The following is an 8,644-nucleotide window of genomic DNA, read 5'->3' as shown; positions in this document are numbered from 1 at the left end:
GCCTCGCCGCTGGCCTGCCTGTCTGCAGATCCGGATGCTCCGACGCAGCGGATACAACAACCCGCTCCCATGCCTAAGATTACGAATGATGAAATGACCGCGCACGGGTTTCTCGCCATGGCCCGCACCGTCATGGCAGAGCAACTGCATGGCATCCAGCCTGACGTGATCGAGGCGCAGCTTGCGCACGGCAAGAGCGGCCCGCTGGGTGCAGCCTACGACCGGGCGGAATTCATGGACAAGCGCAAAGACATAATGCAGCGCTGGGCGGACTATCTGGACTATCTGGACCAACTTGCGGCCGGCGCGCAGGTCATGGCGCTCAAGGCAGCTTGAGGCGACGAGCGCTCATCGCTTTCTTGCCTTAAAAACCAGGCCCGGCGCATTTCTCTGTTAGCGGACAGCAGGCTATTCCGCCGCCTGCGCCACAGGCGTGCTGACCCAGCGGCGACCGGGTGGCAGGCAACTGCATTCACTGCGCTGGCGATTGAGGTGTGTTCGAGTAACTCTCCGGATCGCCGATCCACCGCTGAAGCGCTGCGCGCGGCCACCTGCAGGCCCGCCCTCCTAAATGGACCGGTGCGGGAACTTGCCTCCGACATTTCTTCGATACACGGTCGCGCGACTTAATGCGGTGATGCGAATCACGTCAGCCATGCGAAAAAATGCAGGCATACCGACGGTCGGAGCACCGAGTTCGCGGCGGTCGACATGGCGTTCAAGTTGCAGGACCGATCCTTTAGAGCAGTCTGGCTGATGCTCAACTTCATACATTTGCAGGACTTGCTACTTTCGGGCTCTTCCGCTGCCATGACATCCACTTACATAATCTTCGTGGATCCAATCGCAGGTTTGTAGCTCCGCCGTCCGCAACCGCTCTAAGAGGTGTATCCCGGCGGATTTTTGATCCTTGAATAAATAAATCAGGAGGAATCTGAATGAATCGTCTGCGTCAACTGCTCTTCTCAGCGCTCGGACTGTTTCTCTTACTCTTAAACTCCGCGCACTCAGCAGACTATCAAACGGTTACTGCCAACAGTTCGAGTCAATTGTGGCCACTCACCTCTGCCTACGATGGCAATGGTTCAACAGTTTGGAGTAGCAACACTCATGCGTCTCCTGCAGCCACAGAGGAAATCGCGTACTGGTGGTCAGGACTTCAGAGCACCAATTATGTGAAGTTGATGCCGCGCTACTCGCAGAACTGTGCCGCGCTCGGATTCCCCATAGATTTCAAAATATATTATTCCAATGGGCCCAGCTGGGTGGAAGTTGGAAATTACGTCAATTATCCTCGGCCCACCCGATGTGACTGGATTGTCATTCCACTCCCGACAAGCAATCAAGCAAACGGAATTCGCATCATTGCCACAAAGCTGGGCGGTGATGATGCAGGGACTCCAGTTTTCCAACTGGCGGAGGTCAAGGCAGGCACTGATGCTGGCTTCAATCAGCTATCTTTCGGCGGCAACAATGCACCTGCCTTGCCAAATAAAACGCAAGTGGCCGGGATTCAAGCCAATGCTTTCGATCCAACTCGACTCGGCAACTGGAACTACGATGAGCGAGGATCTTCGATGATTGCTCCAAATCCTGGGGCGTATCGAAATATCTATTCTCCTCAGGCCGTCCAATTGAGCGGTTCGGTTTGGCGTGTGTATTTTCACGGCTGGGACGGAATCTCTCCCCCTTTGTTTGACCGTATATACACCACTGTCACCTTTGATGATTTTCTGAACTTCGATGCTCACTATGTTCAGATCGACCACGGCGACTGTTTAAACGTAGGAAATGAGTCAGTGGTACGAGTTGCCCCAGGAGACTGGCGCATGACCTATACGTGCATGCGACCCAATAACCTCAACAAAACCGGCTATGCCACGTCTGGCGATGGGGCAAATTGGTACCCAAGTACAGGAGGCTCAAGCATGATTAATGTCACCGGCTATCCGAACTGGGTAGCAGGTGATTACAACGGTGTTAATCCAATTATTAAAGATGCCAACTCCGTTTGGCACTACTACTTCATGGAATCGAGCACCAATCCAGGCGTGGAGCATGCTACGAGCACCGACGGCGTAAATTTTGCTTTTGTCAATCGCGCTCAACCAGAACCGATGCGAGCGTTGAATGATGTCAAAGCCTTTTCATATGGAGGTTCCACTCACTACCTATCGTGCTATCACATGGGGCAATCGAATTTGTGGATCTCCACCAGCACCAGTCTGAGTAGCCTTGGGCCGACTAGAATTGCCTTCAGCAGTTATAGCAACGAAGATCAAATGATGATCACGTGTGGTTGGGTGCAGGATGGTACGCGGGTATATGGGATGTTGTACGGCGCGTGTGCTGCGGATTGTGACCCTGCTGCCCCTAGTCGAAATCGCTTGTTTGCTCGTTGGCTTCAGAAGAAGGTGGTCTTCCAGAACAATCATGTGAATTGGGATGTAAGCACTGGATTTGGAATGAAAAACTCTCGGCTCGCCATGAGCAACAAGATCGAGACCGGCGTCTTCAAAATTTATGACACTGATGGACAAACCCTGCTGTACACCAGCCCACTTGTCACGGTTCGGGAGGGTGACCTGTGGAATTACACCGGACCATAGCAGATCTTTCCTCGAGGCCTCTGCGTTCAATAGTCCGGAGGGGCTTACCAAAAGTTTATTCGCCCGACCTGAAGCCAACTCGCTTTTGCTCGTGACCCGGTTTCAGCTTGCCCCTTGGAGAAAGGCCGATGACCGGAGTGGCCCCGATTCTGTTGAAAAACTCGGTCGCAGCGTTCACCGCTGCACCGTGGCGACAACCCACCTCTCAGATCGACCCAGGATCGACGATCGCGGCCCAGGGAATGGTTTGACCACTCCTGTAAATGTGCCCAAGAGAGCGCCACTCGAGTTTTTCAACAGAATCGCCCCACTGCAGTCCTTCGCGCTTCTCGGACGTGGACGTTTAGCAGCGCGAAGGGCTGACATTCAGCGTGGCAGCCGACTAATATGCGCCAGCACTCTCGTCAGCAATTGATAGCCATGCATCGACAAGCAGATTGAACTGACTGTCCTTTGCCCTAATATTCAGTGCAGAAATTGCAGTTCTGGCATCTCGGATAGTCCAGCCAGTTGAATTCAGTGTCAGCCACGCACATTTAAGATTGCCGGCACCTAGATACTCATTGAATAGTCCAATTTTATCCTTGCCAATATCATCGATCCAAGCTGGCTTGGGTAAATTAGCGGGCCACACAGCCAGGATTTCTTGGGAAATTTCGAACGAGCAGGCGCTGTTCCACCATGGCTTTAGCTTATCGAAGCTCACAAGTGGAAATTCTCCTGAATAGGCGCCTACGGCTTTCGCACTTTCCAGCGGAGTCTGATTTTTAAACTGGTCAATCATTGCCAAGCCGCGCGCATCATCACCCGATATCAATGACACGGCATTAATTTGATCCAGATTTTGAAGGCCGACCGCCTTTGCAAAATTGACTAAGTCGCTTTCGACGCCGTCTTTTTCGCCGATTGACATCATTGCAGCAAGAGCGAACAACTGCTCGACGGTTCGCGCTATTTCGATAGTCGTGCGCCCGGCCCCGACATGCATTTTTATATATGTTGGTTCGCGATCCATGAACCAATGCTTCCATGCCCCGATATAGGTCGGACGCGATCCGTCGCTCCATATTGGAATCAATGCGGGTGGAAATCCGTACCACTCTGCCGGCGCCTTAAATGTAGCCAAAGGCGGTTCAATCGTTCCTGCAGCACACTGACTTACCGTGGCCGGAAAATAAAGGGACTCAAAGACTTTTGCGTATGAATTCATATTATTTTGGTGCCCCCGACTGTGCGAAATGGTCATTCAGCGGAACTTTTATGCTGAGGCGCGATAGTCCCACCCCAGCGGAAAAGCCCAAGGCGAGGTTGCCACTCCTCTTTGCGTGAATAGCCAGGCGGGAGCGCGCGTGCACGGCGGACCGTGCAGCCGATGAGCACTACAGACCTCACGGGTCAGCTCTTCGGAGATGCGGCGAGCCTCGTCTTTGGCGAGAAACACCCAATTTGGCGGAAGCGACTGCGGCTTAAGGTTCGTCATCAAGAAAGCGCGTTTCAAGGTCCGGTTACGGCCGACAGCCGTACAAGATGTTTAAGCCCAGGAAGAGCGTTCCTTCACTCCCAGGCCAAGTTGGTAATCGAGACGATTTTTCACCTTAGATACTTCGCGCAAGGGCGCATCGGGTTCTCATGCCCTTGCCGCCGACAAAGATATTCTATTGCCCCCAAAAGCACAGCGGTATTTCTGGCTTCTTCGTTGTCGAAATCATCAGCCATCCTCTTTTTGAACTTCTTTATTGATAGGGGGCTTATTCTGCGCAATACAGCTCTATCCAGAAGCTCAAAAAGTTGGTGTTCCATGTCACTGTAACGTTTTATTTCCATCCCATTTAAGACGATTTTTGGATAGCCAACTTTCCTTTCGCGCTCTAGTGAGTTATCCACCTTCAATGAAAACTCTTGCAGGCATCTATCCAAGCCATCAACTCTTAAGGATCCTCCATCCAGATAAACTTCACCCTTGGATATAGTCACTATGTCCTGACAGTTCGCACCTCCATTCATCGGCCCAGCGCAAACGTTCACAGAAAAAAGCAAAACGAGTATTGAGAGTAAGCTTTTCATGGGTGAACATGATTGGTTTTACCGGGTTGGTTTTTCCGCCGCCATGAAGGATGAGGGTGTCGCCGAAGCCGCCTACCCGCGTGTTCAGAATCTTGCTGAGCCGTTCAGCGAGTGGATCCGGGCCAGTGGCAGCGTTGCACCCGTAAATGGTAATCGGCATGCCATCTTTCCACTTTCCGCTTCCTCGGATGAGTCTCGCCAGAGCCTCGGCATCAAGGCTTTTTCGATTGTCGCTGAGTAGGCCACCATCTCTGTCATGGGCTATCGATTTGCTGTCAGCGCGACCAAATATCAGCAACTCACCACGCCGATCGGGAAACCTGCTGGCTTGCAACATGGCCTGAGAATTGGAACTCCATACTGACCGTCCATTGATCAGATTCAATTTCTCCAGCCCAAATGGGTCGGTGAACTGCAAAGGATCGGCTTCCACATACCCGAATCGGTTCCACCCGCCGTTCAGACCAATTGGATCTGGCTGGCTGTAGCGCCCCACCCTCGCGTCATAGGTTCTGAAGTAGTTGTAGAAGAGTCCCGACTCCTCATCCGCATACTGCCCCGGGTACCTCAGGTTGAATTTCACTTCCGAGACGCTAGTAGTGTCCGGGTTCGGTGTCGTGTCCATGTTCGCGAACCGGTTCTTCGCAATCGTCGGCTTGTCCTCTCCGAACGCGCTGTAGCTCCACTGCCAGACGGCTTGCCCGCTGTCGTTGCTCAGGCGTCTCGACGTGTTCAGGTGGTCGCTGTGCACCGCATAGGTGGCGCCGTTGATCACGGCCGCAATCGGCATCGGCCCGTTCGCCGTCGGCAGGTAGATGTAGCTGGCCTCGCCCGCGCTGTTGGCCCCGCCGGGATCAAGTCGTGATACACCGTTACCAAACGTCCCGCTTCAGAGCACCACCGGTGGTCGCCTGTCGGAAGGCGGGATCGATCTTGTTCGCTCGCGACATGCAAGGGCTGCCAGTCATGACGCGCAACAGTTTCATCGAACTTTCGGCTCGAAGAATTTGAAGTCCGTGCGCCCCGGCGTCCGGTTCATTTCTGCGTCTGTCCAGCGTTCAGCCAACCGCAGATCGTCGGTCTGCACCTCGGGCATTCGCGCACTGAAGTGATCCACCTGCGCCGCCAATCCCGCTTCGCCTTGTTTCCTCAGCATGTCCGCCGTCGCTTGCCAATCCGCCAACACCTCTTGCCGCGTATCTAGCATTTTTACCTGACCCGCCTCCGAACCGACTTGGCCGGCCTTCAGGTCCCCCAACACCTTTTCCAATTTCGCGCGCATCGCCGTGGAAGGCTTCGGCGCACGCCGTCCATCGCGCTCTGCGATTGGCAACTGCGCGAAGGCCCGAATTGCACGCAGCCTATGATGCATCGCATCCTTGTAAGGCTTGCGGATCTGCCCTCGTACCTGTCGCGGCGTCGCGTTGGCCGCCACGCCCTGCTCGCGCATCAGCGCGGCGAACTGCTCGCGCCATTGACGCAGCGTGTGCTTGCGGATGTAGAGACGCTTGCCAGGTTCGAACTCATGCTCGCACTTGACCACCAGGTGCACATGCGGGTGCGCTTGGTCGGTGTGCAGCACCATGGCGTAGCGATATTGCAGCGCGAAGTTCTCCCGCGTGAAGACGCGTGCCGCCGCGAGCACCTTGTCCGGCGGCGTGCCAGCGGGCATGGACAGGACGATGTTGTGGACCAGCTTCGCACGCGTGTCTTTCTGCCCCTGAACGGGTTTCGGCTTGTACTGGCTTCTGCAAAGCTCCAGCTGCCAGTCGGCCGTGATCTCCCTGGCTGCACCCCTTCCCTGCGGCGTCAGCCCCTCGTCGGTTTCGATCGGCAGCTTGCCGTGGCGGCCGATGTAGCGCAGGTGCGCCTCGACGCCGCCGATATCCCGTCCGCCGCCGGAGACTTTCACCATCACCTCGGGCGTACGCCCCACCGTGCGCTGGATCTGCGCGATCTGGTCGGCGCCGAGGCGCAGCTGGCCACCCGGTCCCCGCCGACCGTAGCTCACGATGTCCAGCGCCAAGTCGCGCGACGAATGGGCCGCGCCAATGCCGATTCGATGCGCGCGCACCGCGTGCTCAGGCATGGGCCCTCTCGCCGCTGGTCTCCCAGCTGATGAGGTCGCGGCGCACGACGGCCGCCGTGGCTTCGCGTGCCGCCTCGACGTCCCGCCGGACCGATGCAATCGCTTCGCTGAGATCCGATGCCGTTGGCGCCAACCAAGTGTTCGGCACGCCGAACATCCGAAGCTGTCGCCCCAGCGCGGCCAACTGAGCGTTGATCACTTTGATCTGATCCAGTTCGTTGGGCGGCAGCACGGCCGCGGCACGGACATGGTTGTGGATTAGGAGGGCCAAGTAGCTGCCTGTCTTCATCCCGCGTGCACGGGCTCGCCGCGCCGCCAAGGCTCGATCGCCTTGGCGAAGCCGCAGCGTGATGCGGTCCGTCACGCCAGCGCCGCTTTCCAATGCTTTGGGGGATCGCTGTCCGGCCGAGCCCGGCGAGCTCTCGCCGTTGGTCTTGAGCACTTCCTCGACCATCTTCGCGAGCAGATTCGACGCACTGAGGTGATGCCGAGCGGCCAGCGCGGCGAAGCGCGCCTTCGTGTCGGGTGACACCCGGGTACCTATCACGCGGCTGGGTCGAGAGGTCTTGGTCATTGCAACGCGCTGGCCGTAAACAATGTCTGACGTCAGTCTATCCTGCCCTCATAGCCGCACAAGGACTTTGCCCTCGGAATTCCACCGTCGAGCTCACCTCGCCGTTTCGCGGCTCCGGAGCGTTGCCGTCGATCGACAGCTCGAAGACCGCCATTAATGTTCGGCATGCCGAACATCGATGGCGACAGGCACAGCAGCCCAGCGCGCAATGAACTCGCGAGCAACCCGAACGACCTCGCCCCGTCCGAGCGTTGCCCGCGTGCGAACCACGATCTGCATGCCTTCAGCCCGCATTGCCACGCAAGGACTTTGCCCACCAAGTTTCGAACTGGTCCTGCGGCCAAAGCGTCCAAGCCCCCGCAGCCGTACATCCATCCCGATTGCAGAGCGAGCCCACGCGGCCGCTGCATCACATTCCTTACCACTCCATCAACAGGAAGACCGCCGCTGTCGATACTCGTTCGAGGCTTTCTCGGTGTTCGGCATGCCGAACACCGAGAAATACAGCCAGACAGAGAGGTGAATCCGGCACGCAGCGAATTCGGGGAACCGTCGAACGGGCATCGGCGTCGCCCCCGCTACGCGGCAATGCCGCCAAGAACAGCCTACTCTCGCAGCGTGAACACCACCGACAGGTACGATACCGGCCCGTTCTGAATAGCCTCGATGCCATGCAGTGCGTTCGCATCGAACAGCAGCGAGTCCCCTGCTCTCACCTCCGCGGTCCTGCCGCCGTAACGGTAGCTGACCTCCCCGGACAGGAAGTACAGGAACTTGAGGCCGGGATGCTGGAAGGTCACGTAGGGATCGGCATCGGGCAGCAATGTGACCAGGTAAGGCTCTACGAACAGGTTGCCCGACAGTAGGTGGCCCAGCAGTTCGTAGCGGTAGTCGGAAACCGCACCGACGCGATCCACGACGACGCCCTGTCCCGCGCGCACATGGCAGAAGTCCGTGCGACGAGCCTGATCCCCAAAGAAGCGCGACGTCGGCACGTGCAGCCCCTGCGCGAGGCGCTCCAACGTCTCCACCGAAGGCGAGACTAAACCACGCTCGATGCGAGAAAGCATCGAGGCAGAAACTCCCGAGGTTTTGGCCAGTTCGCCGCCAGACACCTCTGCCGCCATGCGCAGCGCCCTCACCTGTGCGCCGATGCGCGCCGCTGACAAGCTGCGCACGACAGGGGCGGGTCGCCGCGACCTGACACGGGTCACCGAAACCGGCAGGCGCAACGGCCGAGCTGTCGGCAGCGGCGAAGCAAGCACTCTATGGGCCATCTTGAATCTCGCACATAAGAACGGTCAGTTA

8 protein-coding genes and 1 pseudogene are annotated in these 8,644 nt (G+C 57.0%); 2 read left to right on the top strand and 7 right to left on the bottom strand.

All coding sequences use genetic code 11. The annotated features are described in order from the left end of the window. Window positions 1-81: 81 nt before the first annotated feature. Window positions 82-336, top strand: a pseudogene (locus tag GOQ09_RS11855) (integrase); the annotation flags it as partial. A 231-nt stretch (window positions 337-567) separates the two neighbouring features. On the opposite strand, the gene GOQ09_RS26335 reads toward GOQ09_RS11855, so the two are convergent. Then, window positions 568-657: an AlpA family phage regulatory protein gene (locus GOQ09_RS26335; RefSeq protein ID WP_242631121.1), complete on the bottom strand. Its 90-nt coding sequence runs from the start codon at window positions 655-657 to the stop codon at window positions 568-570. Between the two features lie 281 nt (window positions 658-938). On the opposite strand from GOQ09_RS26335, the gene GOQ09_RS11845 reads away from it, so the two are divergent. Next, a complete protein-coding gene (locus GOQ09_RS11845; RefSeq protein ID WP_157613593.1) occupies window positions 939-2,609 on the top strand; it encodes a discoidin domain-containing protein in 1,671 nt (556 codons plus the stop codon). A gap of 382 nt (window positions 2,610-2,991) precedes the next feature. On the opposite strand, the gene GOQ09_RS11840 is transcribed toward GOQ09_RS11845, so the two are convergent. From GOQ09_RS11840 to GOQ09_RS11815, 6 genes are all read right to left on the bottom strand, one after another. After that, window positions 2,992-3,855 carry a hypothetical protein gene (locus GOQ09_RS11840; RefSeq protein WP_157613592.1) on the bottom strand — a complete coding sequence of 288 codons (864 nt, stop codon included), beginning with the start codon at window positions 3,853-3,855 and terminating at the stop codon, window positions 2,992-2,994. A 344-nt stretch (window positions 3,856-4,199) separates the two neighbouring features. Next, window positions 4,200-4,583, bottom strand: a complete 384-nt coding sequence (locus GOQ09_RS11835; RefSeq protein WP_157613591.1) for a hypothetical protein — start codon at window positions 4,581-4,583, stop codon at window positions 4,200-4,202. Beyond that, the gene (locus tag GOQ09_RS11830) at window positions 4,564-5,463 is read right to left on the bottom strand and encodes an RHS repeat domain-containing protein (protein WP_157613590.1); all 900 of its coding nucleotides are present in this window, start codon (window positions 5,461-5,463) and stop codon (window positions 4,564-4,566) included. Before GOQ09_RS11830 ends, GOQ09_RS11835 begins: the two co-directional genes overlap by 20 nt. Before the next feature lie 192 nt (window positions 5,464-5,655). Next, window positions 5,656-6,762: a relaxase/mobilization nuclease domain-containing protein gene (locus GOQ09_RS11825; protein WP_157613589.1), complete on the bottom strand. Its 1,107-nt coding sequence runs from the start codon at window positions 6,760-6,762 to the stop codon at window positions 5,656-5,658. Continuing rightward, window positions 6,755-7,336 (bottom strand): hypothetical protein, encoded by a 582-nt coding sequence (locus tag GOQ09_RS26330; protein WP_242631086.1) that lies wholly within the window; start codon window positions 7,334-7,336, stop codon window positions 6,755-6,757. The genes GOQ09_RS11825 and GOQ09_RS26330 overlap by 8 nt, the downstream gene beginning before the upstream one ends. 605 nt (window positions 7,337-7,941) lie before the next feature. Further along, window positions 7,942-8,463 (bottom strand): helix-turn-helix domain-containing protein, encoded by a 522-nt coding sequence (locus GOQ09_RS11815; protein WP_242631120.1) that lies wholly within the window; start codon window positions 8,461-8,463, stop codon window positions 7,942-7,944. Window positions 8,464-8,644 lie beyond the last annotated feature (181 nt).

Origin of the sequence: Variovorax paradoxus, assembly GCF_009755665.1 — a bacterium.
Taxonomy (GTDB): domain Bacteria; phylum Pseudomonadota; class Gammaproteobacteria; order Burkholderiales; family Burkholderiaceae_C; genus Variovorax; species Variovorax paradoxus_G.
This window is presented reverse-complemented; position numbering and strand designations above follow the sequence as displayed.

Excerpts from the sequence above, each read along its gene's own strand:
- GOQ09_RS26335 (WP_242631121.1), bottom strand. The coding sequence starts at position 657 with ATGGCTGACGTGATTCGCATCACCGCATTAAGTCGCGCGACCGTGTAT.
- GOQ09_RS11845 (WP_157613593.1), top strand. The coding sequence starts at position 939 with ATGAATCGTCTGCGTCAACTGCTCTTCTCAGCGCTCGGACTGTTTCTC.
- GOQ09_RS11840 (WP_157613592.1), bottom strand. The coding sequence starts at position 3,855 with ATGACCATTTCGCACAGTCGGGGGCACCAAAATAATATGAATTCATAC.
- GOQ09_RS11830 (WP_157613590.1), bottom strand. The coding sequence starts at position 5,463 with ATGCCGATTGCGGCCGTGATCAACGGCGCCACCTATGCGGTGCACAGC.
- GOQ09_RS11825 (WP_157613589.1), bottom strand. The coding sequence starts at position 6,762 with ATGCCTGAGCACGCGGTGCGCGCGCATCGAATCGGCATTGGCGCGGCC.
- GOQ09_RS26330 (WP_242631086.1), bottom strand. The coding sequence starts at position 7,336 with ATGACCAAGACCTCTCGACCCAGCCGCGTGATAGGTACCCGGGTGTCA.
- GOQ09_RS11815 (WP_242631120.1), bottom strand. The coding sequence starts at position 8,463 with ATGGCGGCAGAGGTGTCTGGCGGCGAACTGGCCAAAACCTCGGGAGTT.